This is a genomic window from Pseudomonas sp. NPDC087598 (assembly GCF_044743525.1).
GTDB lineage: Bacteria > Pseudomonadota > Gammaproteobacteria > Pseudomonadales > Pseudomonadaceae > Aquipseudomonas.
On sequence record NZ_JBIUWQ010000061.1, the window covers coordinates 1 to 19,474 of the forward strand.

At 57.7% G+C, this 19,474-nt stretch carries 20 protein-coding genes; 10 read left to right on the forward strand and 10 right to left on the reverse strand.

The genetic code is table 11. The features are described from left to right. Positions 1–17: 17 nt before the first annotated feature. Together ACIOWE_RS24950 and ACIOWE_RS24955 are read right to left on the reverse strand one after the other, a co-directional pair. Positions 18–758 (reverse strand): flagellar basal body rod protein FlgF, encoded by a 741-nt coding sequence (locus tag ACIOWE_RS24950; protein WP_401397044.1) that lies wholly within the window; start codon positions 756–758, stop codon positions 18–20. 356 nt (positions 759–1,114) lie between these two features. After that, positions 1,115–2,677 carry a sigma-54-dependent transcriptional regulator gene (locus tag ACIOWE_RS24955; protein ID WP_401397046.1) on the reverse strand — a complete coding sequence of 521 codons (1,563 nt, stop codon included), beginning with the start codon at positions 2,675–2,677 and terminating at the stop codon, positions 1,115–1,117. Positions 2,678–3,063: 386 nt separating this feature from the next. On the opposite strand from ACIOWE_RS24955, the gene phhA reads away from it, so the two are divergent. The 6 genes from phhA (at position 3,064) to ACIOWE_RS24985 (ending at position 7,547) form a co-directional block, all read left to right on the forward strand. Further along, positions 3,064–3,855 (forward strand): phenylalanine 4-monooxygenase, encoded by a 792-nt coding sequence (phhA, locus tag ACIOWE_RS24960; RefSeq protein ID WP_158830660.1) that lies wholly within the window; start codon positions 3,064–3,066, stop codon positions 3,853–3,855. A gap of 117 nt (positions 3,856–3,972) precedes the next feature. After that, on the forward strand, positions 3,973–4,329 hold the full coding sequence (locus tag ACIOWE_RS24965; protein WP_401397049.1) for a 4a-hydroxytetrahydrobiopterin dehydratase: 357 nt from the start codon (positions 3,973–3,975) through the stop codon (positions 4,327–4,329). Continuing rightward, positions 4,329–5,522, forward strand: coding sequence for an amino acid aminotransferase (locus tag ACIOWE_RS24970; protein WP_401397052.1), 1,194 nt, complete (start codon positions 4,329–4,331; stop codon positions 5,520–5,522). The genes ACIOWE_RS24965 and ACIOWE_RS24970 overlap by 1 nt, the downstream gene beginning before the upstream one ends. Positions 5,523–5,861: 339 nt before the next feature. Then, positions 5,862–5,993: a hypothetical protein gene (locus tag ACIOWE_RS24975; RefSeq protein ID WP_016987951.1), complete on the forward strand. Its 132-nt coding sequence runs from the start codon at positions 5,862–5,864 to the stop codon at positions 5,991–5,993. A gap of 69 nt (positions 5,994–6,062) precedes the next feature. Continuing rightward, positions 6,063–6,245, forward strand: a complete 183-nt coding sequence (locus ACIOWE_RS24980; RefSeq protein ID WP_042558181.1) for a hypothetical protein — start codon at positions 6,063–6,065, stop codon at positions 6,243–6,245. Positions 6,246–6,347: 102 nt separating this feature from the next. Further along, positions 6,348–7,547, forward strand: coding sequence for an MFS transporter (locus ACIOWE_RS24985; protein WP_401297589.1), 1,200 nt, complete (start codon positions 6,348–6,350; stop codon positions 7,545–7,547). On the opposite strand, the gene arfB is transcribed toward ACIOWE_RS24985, so the two are convergent. Then, entirely contained in the window at positions 7,544–7,957 is a 414-nt protein-coding gene (gene arfB, locus ACIOWE_RS24990; protein ID WP_007920134.1) for an alternative ribosome rescue aminoacyl-tRNA hydrolase ArfB, read from the reverse strand. The two genes, ACIOWE_RS24985 and arfB, sit on opposite strands and share 4 nt — an antisense overlap. A 168-nt stretch (positions 7,958–8,125) precedes the next feature. On the opposite strand from arfB, the gene queC reads away from it, so the two are divergent. Further along, the gene (gene queC, locus ACIOWE_RS24995; protein ID WP_201239233.1) at positions 8,126–8,824 is read left to right on the forward strand and encodes a 7-cyano-7-deazaguanine synthase QueC; all 699 of its coding nucleotides are present in this window, start codon (positions 8,126–8,128) and stop codon (positions 8,822–8,824) included. A 62-nt stretch (positions 8,825–8,886) separates the two neighbouring features. Here the strand turns inward: queC and ACIOWE_RS25000 are convergent, their stop codons facing one another. Both ACIOWE_RS25000 and ACIOWE_RS25005 read right to left on the reverse strand, forming a co-directional pair. Beyond that, entirely contained in the window at positions 8,887–9,765 is an 879-nt protein-coding gene (locus ACIOWE_RS25000) for a queuosine precursor transporter (protein ID WP_401397055.1), read from the reverse strand. After that, positions 9,749–10,354 carry a helix-turn-helix transcriptional regulator gene (locus ACIOWE_RS25005; RefSeq protein WP_401397058.1) on the reverse strand — a complete coding sequence of 202 codons (606 nt, stop codon included), beginning with the start codon at positions 10,352–10,354 and terminating at the stop codon, positions 9,749–9,751. Before ACIOWE_RS25005 ends, ACIOWE_RS25000 begins: the two co-directional genes overlap by 17 nt. A 523-nt stretch (positions 10,355–10,877) precedes the next feature. Here ACIOWE_RS25005 and glyA point away from each other — a divergent pair. Further along, entirely contained in the window at positions 10,878–12,227 is a 1,350-nt protein-coding gene (glyA, locus tag ACIOWE_RS25010) for a serine hydroxymethyltransferase (RefSeq protein ID WP_401397061.1), read from the forward strand. A gap of 54 nt (positions 12,228–12,281) precedes the next feature. Here the strand turns inward: glyA and ACIOWE_RS25015 are convergent, their stop codons facing one another. Next, entirely contained in the window at positions 12,282–13,703 is a 1,422-nt protein-coding gene (locus ACIOWE_RS25015; RefSeq protein ID WP_401397064.1) for an amino acid permease, read from the reverse strand. An 893-nt stretch (positions 13,704–14,596) separates the two neighbouring features. Here ACIOWE_RS25015 and ACIOWE_RS25020 point away from each other — a divergent pair. Together ACIOWE_RS25020 and ACIOWE_RS25025 are read left to right on the forward strand one after the other, a co-directional pair. Beyond that, the gene (locus ACIOWE_RS25020; protein ID WP_003222780.1) at positions 14,597–14,734 is read left to right on the forward strand and encodes a hypothetical protein; all 138 of its coding nucleotides are present in this window, start codon (positions 14,597–14,599) and stop codon (positions 14,732–14,734) included. A gap of 70 nt (positions 14,735–14,804) precedes the next feature. After that, positions 14,805–15,770 (forward strand): leucyl aminopeptidase, encoded by a 966-nt coding sequence (locus ACIOWE_RS25025; RefSeq protein ID WP_401397066.1) that lies wholly within the window; start codon positions 14,805–14,807, stop codon positions 15,768–15,770. 193 nt (positions 15,771–15,963) lie between these two features. On the opposite strand, the gene rluB is transcribed toward ACIOWE_RS25025, so the two are convergent. From rluB to ACIOWE_RS25045, 4 genes are all read right to left on the reverse strand, one after another. After that, positions 15,964–17,184, reverse strand: coding sequence for a 23S rRNA pseudouridine(2605) synthase RluB (gene rluB / locus ACIOWE_RS25030; protein ID WP_401397069.1), 1,221 nt, complete (start codon positions 17,182–17,184; stop codon positions 15,964–15,966). 154 nt (positions 17,185–17,338) lie between these two features. Beyond that, positions 17,339–17,530: a DUF1289 domain-containing protein gene (locus ACIOWE_RS25035; protein ID WP_105709112.1), complete on the reverse strand. Its 192-nt coding sequence runs from the start codon at positions 17,528–17,530 to the stop codon at positions 17,339–17,341. Between the two features lie 143 nt (positions 17,531–17,673). Beyond that, positions 17,674–18,654, reverse strand: coding sequence for an SMC-Scp complex subunit ScpB (gene scpB / locus ACIOWE_RS25040; protein ID WP_401397072.1), 981 nt, complete (start codon positions 18,652–18,654; stop codon positions 17,674–17,676). A gap of 11 nt (positions 18,655–18,665) precedes the next feature. After that, positions 18,666–19,364 (reverse strand): ScpA family protein, encoded by a 699-nt coding sequence (locus ACIOWE_RS25045; RefSeq protein ID WP_201239416.1) that lies wholly within the window; start codon positions 19,362–19,364, stop codon positions 18,666–18,668. Positions 19,365–19,474: the final 110 nt, after the last annotated feature.

Genomic DNA, 19,474 nt, shown 5'->3' on the forward strand with positions numbered 1-19,474 from the left:
GCGCGACGTTCTGATAACTAGCTGATCTGCAAGACCCGAGCCATGGCCTGGTCGTCGTCTTTGTCGGTGTTCATCATCGTGACGTGCAACTCGAACTGCTTGGCCAGGGCCAGCACCGAGGTCATCTCTTCCACGGCATTGACGTTGCTCGACTCAAGGAAACCCGACACCAGTTTGACGTTGGCATCGGCCGGCGCAGGCTGGCCGTCCTTGGTGTAGATCGAGCCGTCGAGGCCCTTGTTCATGTTCTTGATGTCCGGGTTGACCAGTTTGATCCGGTCGACTTCCGCCATGACGCGCGGGCCTTCGCCCATCGCACGAATACTGATGGTGCCGTCTTCACCGACTTCGACCTGCTGCTCTGGCGGAACAGCAATCGGACCGCCATTGCCCATCACCGGCATGCCGTTGCCGGCGCGCAACACCCCGAGAGCATCGATATTGAGACTGCCGGTGCGCACATAGCTTTCGCCGCCGTTCGGGTTTTGCACGGCGATGAAACCGTTGCCGGTCACGGCGACGTCGAGGTCACGACCGGTCTGCACCAGCGAGCCCGGCGTGAAGTCGGTGGCGGGCCGTTCGCTCATGGCAAACGCGCGCGCCGGAAAGCTGTCACCAAACACCGGCATCGAACGCGCCTGCTCCAGGTCGCGCTGAAAACCGTTGGTGGAGATGGTCGCCAGGGTGTTGGCATGAGCCTTGTGCGCCAGTGCGTTCTGGCGGGCGCCGGTCATTGCCACATAAAGGTACTTGTCCACACTCTTTCCTCTGCATGCCGGACGTTTGCCGCCCACCGCTGTACTGCTGAGCCATAAGCAATTTGCAGACCAACTTTTTTCTGGCGGCTCGCGGCCCGGCAAACAAAGGACTTGGGGGATTGAGAGGGGGAATTTGAAATGTATCGAAGTCGAAAAACCGGCGGTGTTGTGCCGCTTCGCGGCAATCCCTATCTTTGAAGATGGGTAAAGAACCTGTGGCGAGGGAGCTTGCTCCCGCTGGGTTGCGTAGCAACCCCAAAACCATTCAATGCAGTAAATCAGACAAACCGCATCGATCGGGTTTACGACTGCTGCGCAGCCGAGCGGGAGCAAGCTCCCTCGCCACGGGGTTCTACTTAGCTTTCAGGGTCTTTGCCGACTTCGTATTCGCGCAGCTTGTTGGCAATCGTCGTATGCGAAACGCCCAACCGCTTGCCCAACTGTCGGCTGCTCGGATGCTCGGAATACAAGCGCTCCAGCACCGCTTTCTCAAAGCGCCCGACAATCTCGTCCAGCCCGCCCTCCAGCGAAAAATCGCCAAGCGGCTGACGCACACCATAATCCGGCAGGCGAATATGTTCAGCCTTCACCGTGCCGCCATCACACAACGAAACCGCCTGAAACAGCACGTTCTCCAACTGCCGCACATTGCCCGGCCAGTGATAATGACTGAGCCGATCCATCGCCGCCGGCGCGAGCCTGGGTAGCGAGCAACCGATCTGCCGACTGGCCTGATCGAGAAAGTGCTCAACCAGTGGCGTCAAACCGTCGAGGCATTCGCGCAGCGGTGGAATGTGCAGCGAAAGCACGTTCAAGCGGTGATACAAATCCTGGCGAAACTCCCCCCGCGCACAGAGCTCGGACAAATCGACCTGGGTTGCGCAGATCACCCGCACGTCCAGATAAACCTCTTCATCACTGCCTACCCGACGGAAGCAACCGTCCTGCAGAAAGCGCAGCAGTTTCACCTGCAGGCGCGGGCTCATTTCGCCGACGCCATCGAGAAACAATGTGCCGCCCGCCGTCAGTTCCAGCAGGCCGAGCTTGCCTTCGGCGCGTGCGCCTTCGAAGGCACCCGGGCCGTAGCCGAACAACTCGGTCTCGGCCATCGACTCCGGCAGCCCCGCGCAGTTGAGCGCCATCAACGGCGACTGGCCACGAGGGCTGGCGAGGTGACAGGCACGTGCGAGCAATTCCTTGCCGGTGCCGGTTTCGCCTTCTATCAATAACGGTGCATCCAGTGGCGCCATGCGCCGCGCTTCGCGCACCACCGCCGCCATGACTTTCGAGCTTTGGAAGATGCTGTCGAAGCCTCGTAACTCCTGCTTGCGCACGTTATAGATGCGCTCACCGACGCGGTCGGCGCGATGCAAAGTCAGCACGGCACCGGCCATGGCTTCACTGTCATCGTGCTCCGATTGCAGCGGCGCGATGTCGGCGAGAAAGACGTCACCCTTGACCTTGACGCGCATGCCATTGATTCGTGATTTATTGGCGCGCACCAGTTCCGGTAAATCGAAATCCTCGGCATAGCGTGACAGCGGAATCCCCGGCACTTCATCGACCCGCACACCCAGCAACTGCGCCGCTGCGCGGTTGGCGGCGACGATCGAGCCGCCCATGTCGATCGACAACACCGGGAACTCCAGCGCACCGAGCAGCGCATTCAATTCCATGTGCCGGCGCTCGCTCGGCATCAGCCCTACCCGCTTGACGCCGAACACTCCGGCAATCGCCTCGAATTTCGGCCGTAGCGCCTGGAACTGGATGTTGATCAGGTTCGGGCAATGCAGATAGATCGCGTTGCCATGCTCACCGCCGACCTCGCCGCGCGCGACGTTGATCCCGTACGCCACCAGCAGATTGAGGATGTCGCGAAGGATGCCGATGCGGTTCTGGCAGTGGACTTTGATGCGCATAGAAAAAACCACCAAAACAGTAATAAGGTTGAGCACAGACCCTGTGGGAGCGAGCCTGCTCGCGAAGGCGTCAGCACGCTTAGCATTGATGTGTCAGACACTTCGCATTCGCGAGCAGGCTCGCTCCCACAAGAGATAGCCGCCACGACTTTTCTGTCGAGGCGAGCAGATAGTTGTCAAGATTATGTGACAGCGACAACCCTTTTCAAACCCGTAAATCGCCGCAAATGCTAGATAGCCGTCAAAGCGTAACGATTATTTTACGGATTAAAGAGAAATTTCCTACGCGGAGACAATTCAACCTGCTGCAAATCAACACGCTCTGGAGTAATTCTGAATCCATCGCTGGACATAACAAGAACGAATCCCCCTAGCAGGAGAGCAGTATGAAGCAGACGCAATACGTGGCCCGCGAGCCCGATGCGCAAGGTTTTATCGACTACCCCGCCGAAGAACATGCGGTGTGGAACACGCTGATCACCCGCCAACTGAAAGTGATCGAAGGGCGTGCGTGCCAGGAATACCTGGACGGTATCGAAAAACTCGGTCTGCCCCACGACCGCATTCCGCAACTCGGCGAGATCAACAAGGTGCTCGGCGAGACCACCGGTTGGCAAGTCGCCCGTGTCCCGGCGCTGATTCCGTTCCAGACCTTCTTTGAATTGCTCGCCAGCAAGCAATTTCCGGTAGCCACGTTTATTCGCACCCGTGAAGAACTGGACTACCTGCAAGAGCCGGATATTTTCCACGAGATCTTCGGTCACTGCCCGCTGCTGACCAACCCGTGGTTTGCCGAATTCACTCACACCTACGGCAAACTCGGCCTGCAAGCGACCAAGGAAGAGCGCGTGTATCTGGCGCGGCTGTACTGGATGACCATCGAATTCGGTCTGGTCGACACCCCGCAAGGCAAACGCATCTACGGCGGAGGCATCCTGTCCTCACCCAAAGAAACTGTTTATTCCCTGTCGGACGAGCCCGAGCATCAGACCTTCGATCCGCTGGAGGCCATGCGCACGCCTTATCGCATCGACATCCTGCAACCGCTGTACTTCGTCCTGCCGAACCTCAAGCGTCTGTTCGACGTGGCCCATGAAGACATCATGGCCATGGTCAAACAAGGCATGCAGCTCGGTCTGCACGCGCCGAAATTTCCGCCAAAACCAAAAGCGGCGTGAACCGTCGCTTTTAGTGACAAGTGAGTCTGTCAGTCGTCGCGGCTTTGGTTTAGCGTGACGGCATTGACGCCCGTAACAGTTCTTATAAAAAAGACACCCGATCTCAGGAATTCAATCATGTCCACTTTGAACCAAGCCCACTGCGAAGCCTGCCGCGCCGATGCGCCACAAGTCAGCGACGAAGAACTGCCGATCCTGATCAAGCAGATCCCTGAATGGAACATCGAAGTGCGCGACAGCATCATGCAGCTGGAGAAAGTTTTCCTGTTCAAGAACTTCAAGCACGCACTGGCCTTCACCAACGCCGTTGGCGAGATCTCCGAGGCCGAAGGTCATCATCCGGGCCTGCTGACCGAGTGGGGCAAAGTCACCGTGACCTGGTGGAGCCACTCGATCAAAGGCCTGCACCGCAACGACTTCATCATGGCCGCGCGCACTGACGAAGTGGCCAAGACCGCAGAAGGACGCAAGTAATGCACTTCGACGCCATCGGCCGGGTACCCGGCGACCCGATCCTCGGTTTGATGGAGGCCTATGCGCAGGACAGCAACCCGCGCAAGTTCGACCTCGGCGTTGGCGTCTACAAGGATGCCCAGGGCCTGACGCCGATCCCTGAAGCGGTGAAAATCGCCGAAGCGCGGCTGGTCGAAAGCCAGGACACCAAGACCTACATCGGTGGCCACGGCAATCCGCTGTTCGGCAAAGTCATCAATGAGTTGGTGCTCGGCGCCGACTCAAAGTTGATCGCCGAACAACGTGCCGGCGCCACCCAGACGCCGGGGGGCACCGGCGCCCTGCGTCTGGCCGCCGATTTCATCGCCCAGTGCTTGCCGGGCAAAGGCGTGTGGTTGAGCAACCCGACGTGGCCGATCCACGAAACCATTTTCGCCGCGGCCGGGGTCAAGGTCAGTCACTACCCGTACGTGGGTAGCGACAACCGCCTCGACGTCGACGCCATGCTCGCCGTGCTCAACGAAGTACCGAAAGGTGATGTGGTGCTGCTGCACGCGTGCTGCCACAACCCGACCGGTTTTGACTTGAGCCATGACGACTGGCAACGCGTGCTCGACGTCGTGCGCAGCCGTAATCTGCTGCCGCTGATCGACTTCGCCTACCAGGGCTTTGGCGACGGTCTGGAGCAGGATGCGTGGTCGACCCGACTGTTCGCCGCCGAGATGCCGGAGCTGTTGATCACCAGTTCCTGCTCGAAGAACTTCGGCCTGTATCGCGACCGCACCGGGGCGCTGATCGTCTGCGCGAAAACCGCCGAGAAGCTCATCGACATCCGCAGCCAACTGGCCAACATTGCCCGCAACCTGTGGTCGACGCCGCCGGATCACGGTGCAGCGGTTGTCGCGACCATCCTCGCCGACCCGGAACTGAAAAGCCGCTGGGCCGACGAAGTGGAAGCCATGCGCTTGCGCATCGCCCAGTTGCGCAGCGGCCTGGTGGAAGCGCTGGAGCCACACGGTTTGCGCGAACGTTTTGCGCACATCGGCGTGCAACGCGGGATGTTCTCCTACACCGGCCTGTCGCCGGAGCAGGTGAAACAACTGCGCGACCACCACAGCGTGTACATGGTCAGCTCGGGCCGGGCCAACGTCGCCGGCATCGACGCCACGCGCCTTGCGCTGCTGGCCGAAGCCATCGCCAACGTCTGCAAGTAACACCGCTCCCTGTAGGAGTGAGCCCTGTGGTGAGGGGATTTATCCCCGACCGGCTGCGAAGCAGCCGTAACCCATTGACCGCGGAGTATCAGACGCTCCGCGATTGCAGGGTTTGGGGCTGCTTCGCAGCCCATCGGGGATAAATCCCCTCGCCACAAAGGCTCGCTCCCACATTTGCATCCTCGCTGATCTTTTGTTTTTGCCCTCCCCCTGCGGCCATCTGTCGCATTAATTTCAATTAAAAGTCTGATTGTCATTTTTCCTGCTGTATCCTGCGCAGGCTTTTTCAGAAGCGCGGATCTACCAGATCTATCAACAGACTTAGCGAGGAGCGCAACCATGCACGAGATTCCTAATCTCCCCTTCCCAAGCCTGCACGTACCTGAGCAGACGACCACGCAACAAGCCGGCGCGGGGCAGCCCGAGCCGAAAGAAGCCGTTGAGAGCCGCCCGGCCGACAACGAAGAGTAAGACCCGTCGTACAGACCGTGTGGAAAGCGCTAACATGCGCTTTCCACACTGCCTGAAACCGAGCCCGCCATGACCGACGAATTCTCCGAAAGCCAAGCCGCCGTCCTGATCGGTGCCACCGAGAAAATGATCGAGATCTGGAGCCGCCTCTCCCCGGAAAAACAAGCCGCCCTGCTTGCCCGCTTCGGCAGTGAAGAAAACGCCCTCGCCGCGCTGGTCACCACGCAACTGGTCGCACCGGCCAAACCCTGAAGCCGCCGCCCGGCAAATAGTTTTACTTTTCCCGCCTCAGAGCGCTTCGCGTCGGTATCATAAGCAGCCTATCTAATCTGCTGCTCCCGTGGATCGTTACCCATGTCGTTCTCCAAGTCAGAGCCCCAGCGTCCCCTGGCGGTCACGCTGCAAGTCGTCTCCATCGTCCTCTTCACCTTCATCGGTTATCTGAACATCGGCATCCCGCTCGCTGTGCTGCCGGGTTATGTCCACAGTGATCTGGGCTTTGGCGCGGTGATCGCGGGCCTGGTGATCAGTGTGCAATACCTCGCGACCCTGCTCAGCCGTCCGTACGCCGGCAAGATCATCGACAACAAGGGCAGCAAGCTCGCGGTGATGTATGGTTTGGCCGGGTGTGGCTTGAGCGGCGTGTTCATGCTGATTTCCGCGTGGACACCGAACATGCCGATGCTCAGTTTGATCAGCCTGTTGATCGGCCGACTGGTGCTGGGCAGCGCGGAAAGCCTCGTCGGCTCCGGCTCGATTGGCTGGGGCATTGGCCGCGTCGGTGCGGCGAACACCGCCAAAGTGATCTCGTGGAACGGCATCGCCAGCTATGGCGCACTGGCGGTCGGCGCACCGTTCGGAGTATGGCTGGTCGGCCAACTGGGCTTGTGGAGCATGGGCGTCAGCATCATTCTGCTGGCCGCATTGGGCCTGTTACTGGCGTGGCCAAAAACCGCCGCGCCGATTGTTGCCGGTGAGCGCTTGCCATTCATGCATGTGCTCGGCCGCGTATTCCCCCACGGTTGCGGGCTGGCCTTGGGCTCGATCGGCTTCGGCACCATCGCGACCTTCATCACCCTGTATTACGCCACTCAGCACTGGGACAACGCGGTGCTGTGCCTGAGCCTGTTCGGCGCCAGTTTCATCGGCGCGCGACTGCTGTTCGGTAACCTGATCAACCGTCTCGGCGGCTTCCGCGTGGCAATTGCCTGCCTGTCGGTGGAAACCCTCGGCCTGTTGCTGCTGTGGCTGGCGCCGGACGCGCATTGGGCGTTGGCGGGTGCGGCGTTGAGCGGTTTTGGTTTCTCGCTGGTGTTCCCGGCGCTGGGCGTTGAAGCGGTGAATCTGGTGCCGGCGTCCAGCCGTGGCGCGGCGGTGGGCGCCTACTCGCTGTTCATTGATTTGTCGCTGGGGATCACCGGGCCGCTGGCCGGGGCGATTGCTGCCGGATTCGGCTTCGCATCGATCTTCCTCTTCGCCGCCCTCGCCTCGTTGAGTGGCCTGGCGTTGAGCGTGTATCTGTACAAGCACACCGCCAAATATCGAGAAGACTAGAAATCCACCTTGCCCCGCCCGGCCTTGATGCTGCCGCGCTTGGTCTTCGACTCAAGCCGACGCTTCTTTGAGCCGAGGGTCGGCTTGGTCGGACGGCGTTTCTTTTCGACTTTGGTGGCGCTGAGGATCAGTTCGACCAGACGCTCCAGCGCATCGGCACGGTTGGCCTCCTGCGTGCGGTATTGCTGAGCCTTGATGATCAATACGCCATCGCTGGTGATGCGACTGTCGCGCAGCGCCAGCAGTCGCTCCTTGTAAAACTCGGGCAAGGACGACGCCGGAATGTCGAAGCGCAGGTGCATGGCGCTGGAGACCTTGTTGACGTTCTGCCCACCGGCGCCCTGGGCGCGAATGGCCGTCAATTCGATCTCGGCATCCGGCAGATGCACGTTGTTGGAAATTACCAGCATGGAAAAGCGTCCGTATTCAGAGCGCGCAGGATACCGCGAAATAGATCCCTGACCTGCCGAAGATCCACTGCATGAGTGAGCCTGCGCGTCATTTGAATCGGCCCACCGCCGTGTTTGAGTTACCATTTAAGTCTTTGCCCACACTACATCAATGCAGGAAGCATAAGCATGACCAACAAAGCAGTTATCGTGTTCAGCGGCGGACAGGACTCGACCACCTGTTTGATCCACGCCCTGACGCACTACGATGAAATTCACTGCATCACGTTTGACTATGGTCAGCGCCATCACGCGGAAATCGAAGTTGCTCAGCACCTCGCCAAAAAGCTCGGCGTGACCGTGCATAAAACCATGGATGTGTCCTTGCTCAATGAGCTGGCCATCAGCAGCCTGACCCGCGACAACATTCCGGTCCCGACCGTGAATAGCTCCGGAGAGAGCCTGCCGAGCACTTTCGTGCCCGGGAGAAATATTCTGTTCTTAACCCTCGCGTCTATCTATGCCTACCAAGTCCAGGCCAGGACTGTCATCACCGGCGTGTGCGAAACAGACTTCTCTGGTTACCCTGATTGCCGGGATGAGTTCGTCAAGGCACTGAACAAGGCCCTTGAATTGGGGATGGATTACAAGTTGCAACTGGATACGCCATTGATGTGGCTGAACAAGGCAGAAACCTGGGCGCTGGCTGATTATCACAATCAACTGGATCTGGTTCGTAACGAAACACTGACCTGTTACAACGGTATCAAAGGTAGCGGATGCTCCGATTGCGATGCGTGTAATCTTCGTGCCAAAGGTCTGAACGAGTTCTTGAATAACAAAGACCAAGTAACGCACAGCCTGAAAACAAAATTGAATTTGAAGTAAAACAAACCGCCTCTGAAGCGCTCACTAAAGCATGAGTTCATTTAGTGAGCGCGCCTTGAATCTTACTGAGTTTGAGCGCCCGTCAAATACTTCTTGAACAGGGATCTTGCTCCATAAGCAGGCAGGACGTTAAAGAAGGCAAAACCGACTTTTATCGCTATCTGAACATAGATCATGCTCAGTATCGCGCTATTGTCCATCTTTCCATAAAAGGCGATATAGCAGAAAAGGAAACTGTCGATTATCACCGCAAACAACGTACTCAAGAACACCCGCAAAAACAGAAATCTCGAATTGGTCAGTTCCTTGATCTTGCACAACAAGTAAGAGTTTATGTTTTCCGAGACCAGGAACGAGATGGACGAAGCGACCAGTACCGATGACAACTGACTGATCACGTCGTTGTAAGGCCCATCAAGCTTCCAGCCCGGCAACCCGGGAAGGTGGGTGGTAATGGCCAGCAAAATGATAATGGCCGCATTACTGATAAAGGCAAAAAGAATCGCCTTGCGCGCCAGTCTTAGACCAAACGTCTCGTTCAGCAAATCGACGATCAGAAAGGTCAGTGGATAAAGAAAGGTGCCCGGCGTCACGACAATATCGAAATACTCCAGATAAATCGGCTTCGTCGCGGCAATACTGGTGAAGATGTACAACGTGAACAGCATCAGGTTCAGGATGATGTAGATCATCCAGGAACTCTCATGGCGGTCATTGATTTCGTAGGCGGTGAGTGCTCCACCCTGAGAATAAAACTTTTTGTAGAGGTTCTTTACTTCGATTTTATTTAGATTATCCATAATCTCACTATTCAACACTTCACTGAGCTTTATTTTAATTATCTTGCCGGTCGCAATGACCATGATCACGGCCAGGCTTTTCCCGTTCTCAAACCCTAGCAGCTTGTATTTGCTGTTTTCCGTTTCAACGCTGCATTCCATTAAATCGTTCCTCGATTATATCCCCGACCACACAAATGCGATCCGTGCCAGGGTCAACCTCATCCATTATGAATAACTTCTTGCTGACTTTGTCATACACCAGCTTTTCCCTATCGCTGCTCGACGCTCCCTTCTGCACGATCAATAAATCGCCTGGCTCATTCATTCCACTGATCTCGTTTTCCAGCAGCACACCGATCAGATTGAAGGATGTACCAAAGTAGTAAGTCAGTGGATATATTGTCGCCAGCTCCCCAATTCTTTTATCAAGATTTTGAAACAGCAGACTCTCTTTTATGACCGGAACGGCCGCCGGATTCATATTCCCCTGAGGAGAGATGCTGTTATCGATTATTTCCTTTTCTTCAAAATCAATCGTCTCTATTTCTTCATACGAAACACCAAAGAAATCAGAAATCTTGCGCACGGTGGCGTGCTGTACGTTGACCACCTTGCCCTCAAGAATGTTGTAGATGGTCGTTCTGGTCAATCCACTGGAATTGCACAGCGACAGTTGCGTCTCCCCACGACTCTTTATCAAGTATTTAATGTTGTTCTTCAGATTCTCCGATCTTTCTCTTCTGTGCATAAATGCTTACCATCTTTTTATAAAGGCAATTAGAAACACGCCACGAACGAGCATTCAGTGGTGACACAGGAAAACCATGCAGATAGTTGTACTGGTATTGGAACCGCCAGCGATCATAGCATTCTCCATCCTTGGTTTCGGTACAAACGTCAGTTACTTCACGACGTGTACCGACTCGTTAGTTCTGGCCGTCATCAACCGAAAACCCTTCGCGACCGCATTTTTACACCTTCCAGCGCTGAAAAAAGAATCATTTTATTTGAACAATGTTCATTTTTCTGATTAATTTTTCTGGCGTTCCTCACTGAAAAACCTATGATGCGTCGAGCTTCCCTCCTCCGATCAGCGAGCGAAAACGCAGGAGCAGCGGTTGCTTGTACAGACGTCAGTTTTGCGCGCATCGCCCGCAAAACACGGAATGCGCCTGTACCGGTTGGCACGTACGGATGTACGCATAGATGTGAAACCAAGGAAGGCGTGCTGTTGTTCGCAGTACGCAGCAAACATGGAAGGAATACGAATCATGGCAGTCAAAACTGAACCGATGATGAATCAGGCCGACTTACTGCGAAAGGGCCTGGCGGATCTTCGTACGGAAGATGCCGAATTGGCGGGAATTCTCGACGCTGAGGTCGCGCGGCAGCACCGTGTGTTGTCGCTGGTCTCTTCCTCCTGCGCGGTCAAGCCGCGAACCCTTGCGGCCTCCGCGTCGGCGCTGGTCAACGTGACCGCCGAGGGAATGCCAGGCCGGCGTTACAACGCCGGCTGCGAGAACGTCGACCTGGTGGAATCGCTGGCCATCCGCAGGGCGCGAGAGCTGTTCGGCGCCCAATACGCAAACGTGCAATCACACTCGGCGTCGAACGCCACTTACCAGGTGCTCACGGCACTGCTTGAGCCGGGCGACACCCTGCTGGGCATGGCCGTTGAACACGGCGGCGACCTCACCCATGGCAGTTCCAAAGCATTCTCGGGCGCCTACTACAAGGCGATTCAGTACGGAACGACATCAGACGGCGCCATCGATTACGACGATGTGCGCAGCCTGGCGCTGGCTCATCGCCCGCGCATCATTATGTGCGGCGCCACAGCCTATTCGCGGGCCGTGGACTTTGCGCGATTTCGTCAGATTGCCGATGAAGCCGGGGCGATCCTGCTCGCCGATATTTCGCATATCGCCGGACTGGTTGCCACAGGTCGACATCCGAGCCCGATCGACGCAGCTCACGTCACCACGACCTGCACACACAAACAACTCATGGGGCCCCGCGGCGGCCTGATCCTGTCGGGCCGCGACGCCAATACCAAGGTTCCGGGCTTGAGGACAACCTTCCGCCGCGCCCTCGATCAAGCCGTGTTTCCGCAAATGCAGGGAGCGCCAGCCGTCAACATGATTGCGGCCAAGGCTGCCGCGCTGGGCTATGCCATGTCTGTGGAGTTCGATGCTTATACGGCGCGGATTCGCAGCACGGCCAATGAGCTTGCCAGTGCGTTTCAAGACCATGATTACGAAGTCGTGGGCGGCGGCAGTGAAAACCACACGGTGCTCGTCCGATTGCGTGGCGGCATCACCGGTGCCATTGCAGAAAAAGCGCTGGAGCATTGCGGGATCATCGTCAACAAACATCGCGTACCCGGTGAGGCTCGACCGGCACTCATCGCCAGCGGATTGCGCATCGGCACGGGCTCCATTGCGCAGCGTCACATCGACCCGCAGGGATGCCGTGAAATCGTCAGTCTGCTGTGCCGGATTCTCGACAGGGTAACGCCGCAAGGCGAGCGGGAATACACGCTGGAACCGGCGTGGCAGGAGCAGTTCCGCTTGCAGGCCGAGGCGCTGTGCGCGATCTATCCCATCACTGATTACATATAAAGATGAACACAAAAAACCCGGCACTTGGCCGGGTTTGTTGTTTTTGCGCTGTGCTTACTTCGCGACAGAACCCGACGCGTGCAGCGCCTGCTGCGCACCCCGCTTGTTCTTGATCACGTAGCAGACCCACATGAACACGACCCACACCGGAATCGCGTACACCGAGATCTGAATACCCGGAATCAGCAGCATCACGCCGAGGATGAACAACACAAACGCCAGGCAAACGTAGTTGCCGTACGGATACCAGAGTGCCTTGAACAGCGGCGTCTGGTTTGTCTTGTTCATGTGCTGGCGGAACTTGAAGTGCGAGAAGCTGATCATTGCCCAGTTGATCACCAGGGTCGCAACGACCAGCGACATCAGCAGCTCCAGAGCATGCTGCGGGATCAAGTAGTTGAGCAGCACAGCAATCAGGGTCACTGCCGCCGAAGCCAGGATCGAACGCACCGGCACGCCGCGTTTGTCGATCTTCGCCAGACCTTTTGGCGCATCGCCCTGCTCGGCCATACCCAGCAACATGCGGCTGTTGCAGTAGGTGCCGCTGTTGTAGACCGACAGCGCCGCCGTCAGCACGACAAAGTTGAGGATGTGCGCAGCGGTGTCACTGCCCAGCATCGAGAACACTTGCACGAACGGGCTGCCGCTGTAGGAATCACCGGAAGCGTTGAGGGTTTCCAGCAGGCTGTCCCATGGCGTCAGTGATAGCAGGATCACCAGGGCGCCGATGTAGAAAATCAGAATCCGGTAGATCACCTGGTTGATTGCTTTCGGGATCACGGTCTTCGGCTTGTCGGCCTCGGCTGCGGTGAAACCGAGCATTTCCAGACCGCCAAACGAAAACATGATGATCGCCATGGCCATCACCAGACCGCTGACGCCGTTGGGGAAGAAGCCGCCGTGGGACCACAGGTTGCTGACCGAGGCTTGCGGGCCGCCGTGGCCGCTGACCAACAGGTAGCTGCCAAGGGCAATCATGCCGACGATGGCCACGACCTTGATGATCGCGAACCAGAATTCGGCTTCACCGAAGACTTTGACGTTGGCCAGGTTGATGGCGTTGATCAGCACGAAGAACGCGGCAGCGGTGACCCAGCTTGGGATCTCCGGCGCCCAGTAGTGAATGTATTTGCCGACGGCTGTCAGCTCGGACATGCCCACCAGAATGTACAGGATCCAGCAGTTCCAGCCCGACAGGAAGCCGGCAAAGCCGCCCCAGTACTTGTGCGCAAAATGGCTGAAGGAACCGGCCACCGGCTCTTCGACGATCATTTCGCCCAACTGGCGCATGATCATAAAGGCGATGAAGCCGCAGATGGCATAGCCGAGGATCATCGACGGGCCGGCGGATTTCAGCACCCCGGCCGAGCCGAGGAACAATCCGGTACCGATCGCGCCACCGAGGGCGATCAGTTGAATTTGGCGATTTTTCAGGCCGCGTTTCAGCTCGCCTGATTGCGAGGGTTGTCCACTCATGAAAAAGGTCTCACGCAAGGTTTGATGATGTTCAGTAGACGTTGCTGCAAGGTTGCGATTTCAAGCAGCCCCGATCAAACCCCAGCGCAGGCACCAGGAGTTCAGCTCAATTACAACGGTCATGCGTCACCTGTTTGTTTTTATCTGTGACGAAATCGAACCCGACACGCTTATGACGCGGCGGAGTGAACAAGGCGGATAGCCTTGAGATTTGCGCGATTACGCAGAGGGTCACAGTTAAAACGCGGCGCATTGTACACCGCTAACCCCCTGCTGCCAGACCCCGCTGGATCAGCGTGGCGGTTGCCGGGATTGCGTGTGTCCGCCTCGAGACGCTCGAGCGGCTGCAAAAATTGAGTCAGACCTTTGCAGGCCATCGACGGGGACGAGGGGAAAACCGTCCCACGGAGAGAAGTGGAGATCAGTCACGGCGTTCATTGCGCCTCCTTCTTGTTATGCACCTGCACGACAGGCATGAGGCGCATCTCACCCTTCAAACGTCTCTGAAACAAGCGCGCCAGAGCCTTGCGCAGCTCCCGGCAGGCAGGGCTTCGGCAGCTTTTCCTTACACCGGCGAAGTGTGCGGTATTCCATTGGGTTTTAGCGGGATTTTCGTAAACATATATTTACAGTGCGTAACGTAAAATTTCCATTTCAGACATTTCCGTCAGACGTCTGCAAATTGACGGTAGCTAGCCTGCTAATGAAAACGATCACTTAGTTTTTTGTTTTTAAATAAAAAAACAGCACTTGAAAAACAGAATAAAAAGTTCATTTAAAAATTAAATAAATAATTTTTTGCATTACAAAACTCCCTGAACTAGGTTCTTCACGTCTTGCCGGCCACCTCGACCGGCCAGTCACAACCGTGAAAGTCATCTAGGAGATCGACCATGCAAGCACTGGAAAAAGACTTGGATACCGAACTGCAACTGGACGAATGGTTTGAAGCACCGACCCATGAGGCGGCTGTTGAAATGATGCAAGCCGACGCGGTCGTTCCGTTCGGCACGGCGATGTGGCCTCTGTAGGACATCCCGGGCAGGCATGATCCGGCCGGTCATGCCTGCCACTTTTTTCTCGGTCAGTCAGGGAGGACTCATGGATAAGCCCCGCGCGATCTCGCATTTCCTTTACTACCTCGAACATCACCCTGCCCTCGCCGGCCTCGACTCGGCGAAGGTATTGCTCGGCCACACGGCTGATTACGAAGCGCTGACCGGCGCCATCGCCGAACAGGCTGGCGATCATCCACGCTTCACGTTCAGCGCCCGACGCCTGGATCTGGAAAGCACCGCAGCGCTGACCTCGGCGATTACCGACAGCGATCTGTACATTTTCTTCTACGACTCTTCCACCTTGCCCAACCCGCGCCCTGACGGCCCGGAATTTATCCGCGCGCTGCAATCGGTGATGGCGGAAAACTGGAAGAAGTCGCTTCTGTTCAAGGATTACGGCGATTACTTCTTTGACACCTTCAGCATCGCCCCACAGCGAATTGCCGGGCTCAACAGCCACTTGATCCAGCGCATGTCCCAGGCCACCACGCTGAGCTTTACCGATGAGCACGGCTCACGGTTTGAAACACCTTTGAGCAGTATCAAGAAGTGGACCGACATCAACGGTGTCGGCAACTTCGACCTGGCGCCCGGTGAGATCGCGACTCACAGCGAAGAAATCAATGGCCATGTGAAGTTCAAGGGCACCTTCCTCAGCACCATCCCGTTTGCGCGCAAATATGGCGTGCTGGAGTCGCCGCTGGAGTTGTGGATCGAGAACTCGACCATCAGCCGCATCGCCACGGAGGTGCCGGGGCTGGAGCATGATTTCAACAAGTATCTGGACGCCAATCCGTCGAACCGGCGAATTGAGGAGTTGGGGATTGGCACCAATGAAGGCGTGAAGGATTTGTATGCGCGTAATGCCGGGTTCGAAGAGCGGCATTGTGGGTTGCATCTGGGGCTTGGGGGTGGGGCCAAGGGCAGTCATCATCTGGATCTGATCTTCTCCAGTGGGGTGTTGGCCCTGGATGAAAAGCCGGTGTTTGATGGACGATTTGTGTTCTGACCTTGAGTTTTGTGTTGAGGCCACCGACGTCATCGCGAGCAGGCTCACTCCTACAGGGGAACGCATTTCAAATTGTAGGAGTGAGCCTGCTCGCGATAGCAATCCCTCAGCCACCACAACACTTTCGCCAGACGAAAAAAAACGCCAACCCTGAGGTTGGCGCTTTCGCTTTAGCTTGAAGCTCAGAGCTGCCTCATTCCGGCTTCTTGCGACCGAAACCCGGGCGCTGGCCGGAACCAGCCGGTGCACCGCGACGCTTGCCCGATGGCTTGTCGCCGTCGACCAGTTTGATCCCCGGACGCTTCGGCGCAGGCTTGGCCGGACGCTTGTTGGTGGTGTCCGCCGGGCGATCTGCCACTGGCGTACCACGACCGGCAGGAGCACCACGCTCGCCACGCTCAGTGCGACCGTTGGCCGGACGCGGAGCGCGCTCGCCGTCACGGGCAACCGGCTTGCGACCTGGACGCTCGCCTTCGATCTGCGGCTCGCGACCTGGACGTGGACCGGTCGGCGCGCCAGCGGCTGGACGCAGAGTGCGTACGCGCTCGGTCTTGGCCATCGGCCGCGACGATTTGCGCTGCATACGCTCAAGCTTGTCTTTGCTCTTGGCATTCAGTTGCGGCATGGCAACCGGCGTCAGACCCACTTCAGCGCTGAGGATGTCGACTTCGTACTGGCTCATTTCGCGCCAGCGGCCCATCGGCAGGTCAGAGTTGAGGAACACCGGACCGAAACGCACGCGCTTCAGACGGCTGACCACCAGACCTTGCGATTCCCACAGACGACGAACTTCACGGTTACGGCCTTCCATCACCACGCAGTGATACCAGTGGTTGAAGCCTTCGCCGCCTGGCGCCTGCTTGATGTCGGTGAACTTGGCCGGGCCGTCTTCCAGCACGACGCCGGCCTTCAGGCGCTCGATCATTTCGTCGTCGACTTCACCGCGTACACGCACGGCGTACTCGCGGTCCATCTCGTAGGACGGGTGCATCAGACGGTTGGCCAGTTCACCATCGGTGGTGAACATCAGCAAACCGGTGGTGTTGATGTCGAGGCGGCCAATGTTGATCCAGCGCCCTTCTTTCGGACGCGGCAGCTTGTCGAACACGGTCGGACGGCCTTCCGGGTCGTCACGGGTGCAGATCTCGCCATCGGGTTTGTTGTACATGATCACGCGGCGGACCGACTCGGCGGCTTCTTCGCGCTTGATCACCTTGCCATCAATGGTGATGGCGTCGTGCATGTCGACGCGCAGACCGAGGGTGGCGTCTTTGCCATTGACCTTGATCCGGCCCTGGCTGATCCAGGCTTCTACGTCACGGCGCGAGCCGACGCCGATACGGGCGAGGACTTTCTGCAGTTTTTCGCCTGCTGGGCCGATTTCCTTGTCGTCTTTCTGAATGATGTCACTCATCTGGGCACCTCCCGGTGTGGTCTGTTCAGTCGCCTCGAAGTGAGCGCCTGAAGCATTGGAATCTGGGTTCCTGGCCGAAGGGATCGGCGAAGGGTCGCGAATCATACGCGGATGTGCGCTATCGCGCATCAGAGACTAGTCGATCAAGCCAAGGTTATTTCTTTTTCCGCCGACCGGCGCCGCCAAGTTTGATCAGCCGCAGGGCAGCTTCGGCCAGTACCGTACGCTTGTCGTCCTTGTCGAGTTTCTTCCAGGCCTTGATTTCGCGCTTGCTGCGGCCGCAACCGAGGCAGATGTCGTCGGTGAATTTGCAGACGCTGATGCACGGGTCTTTGGTTGAACTCATACCTACTCCAGAAACACACAAGGCCCTTGTAGGAGTGAGCCTGCTCGCGATAGCGGTGTGTCAGTCGACATCTTCTTGCCAGATATACCGCAATCGCGAGCAGGCTCACTCCTACAGTGGATCGCGGTGTTCTTGAGATCGCGTCAGTCTTCGAACTCGCGGCGTTCGGCTTCGATGGCTTCGGCCAGGGCTCGGGCCTCGGTTTCTTCTTCGCTCAGTTCGGGTTCTGGCGCGGATTGTTCGAGGGCGGCAACCGCAGCGAGAAGTTTTTCTCGCGCTTCAGCGACGCCGAGCACGTCCTCTTCAGGTTCGGCTTCAGGCTTCGCCTCGAGTTCAACCTCGATAACCGGCTCGGTGATTTCAGCTTCGGGTTCAGTCGTCGATGGTTCAACATCAGCACCATCGGCAGCATCACGCAGCAAGTCGTCGAAGTCGGTCTTGATTCCCTCCTCCATGCTGTCCAGTTCCAGCAGCAAGGTATGGAAACTGGTTTCTTCCTTCTCCTCTTCCGGCTCGGCGCTGGCATCGGCCAACTCCTGCAAGCCTTGCGGCACCGGCGCATCGTCGAAATCGAGCACTGGGTCGGTTTCCATCTCGCGCAGTTCGGCCAGCGGTGGCAGATCTTCAAGGTTCTTCAAATTGAAGTGATCGAGAAACGCCTTGGTTGTCGCAAACATCGCCGGTTTGCCGGGCACATCGCGGTAACCGACGATGCGGATCCACTCGCGCTCAATGAGGGTTTTGACGATGTTGCTGTTGACCGCCACGCCGCGCACATCCTCGATCTCGCCACGGGTGATCGGCTGGCGATAGGCGATCAGTGCGATGGTTTCCAGCAAGGCACGGGAATAGCGCTGCGGGCGTTCCTCCCACAGGCGTCCGACCCACGGCGAAAACTTCTCGCGGATCTGCAAACGGTAGCCGGACGACACCTCTTTGAGCTCGAACGCCCGGCCGTCGCAGGATTTGGCCAGCAACGTCAGGGCCTTCTTGAAGACCGGCGGTTCGGGCCGCTCGCCCTCTTCGAACAGTTCGTAGAGGCGCTCAAGGGATTGCGGCTTTCCCGAGGCCAACAGAAAGGCTTCAAGCAGGGGCGCCAGCTCGCGGGGTTCAGTCAGGTTCATGTTTCGACTCGTTATTCGGCTCGGGCTCGCACGTGGATCGGCGCGAACGGCTCATTCTGCACCAGCTCGACCAAAGATTCCTTGACCAGTTCAAGGATCGCCATAAAGGTCACCACCACACCAAGGCGGCCTTCTTCGGCGGTGAACAGTTCGACAAACGGCACGAAACCGCCGCCCTTGAGCCGTTCCAACACATCACTCATGCGTTCGCGGGTCGACAGCGCCTCGCGGCTGACCTGATGGCTTTCAAACATGTCGCCACGGCGCAGCACTTCGGCCATGCACATCAAAATCTCTTCCAACGCCACGTCGGGCAACAGCTTGCGTGCGCGGGCTTCAGGGGCGTCGAGCTTGGGCACCACGACGTCGCGGCCAACCCGGCTGAGGCCATCGATGCCTTCGGCGGCAGCCTTGAAGCGTTCGTATTCCTGCAAGCGACGGATCAGTTCGGCGCGCGGGTCGTCTTCTTCGTCTTCGACGGTTTCGGCGCGTGGCAGCAGCATGCGCGACTTGATTTCGGCCAGCATCGCGGCCATCACCAGATACTCGGCGGCCAGTTCCAGACGCACCGACTGCATCAACTCGACATAACCCATGTACTGGCGAGTGATTTCCGCCACCGGGATGTCGAGGATGTTGATGTTCTGTTTGCGGATCAAGTAGAGCAGCAGGTCGAGCGGGCCTTCGAAGGCTTCAAGAAAGACCTCCAGCGCATCCGGCGGAATGTACAGGTCCAGCGGCATTTCCATGACCGCCTGGCCATAGACCATGGCAAACGGCAGTTCCTGCTGGGCGCCGGCCTGGGGATCGACAACGGTTT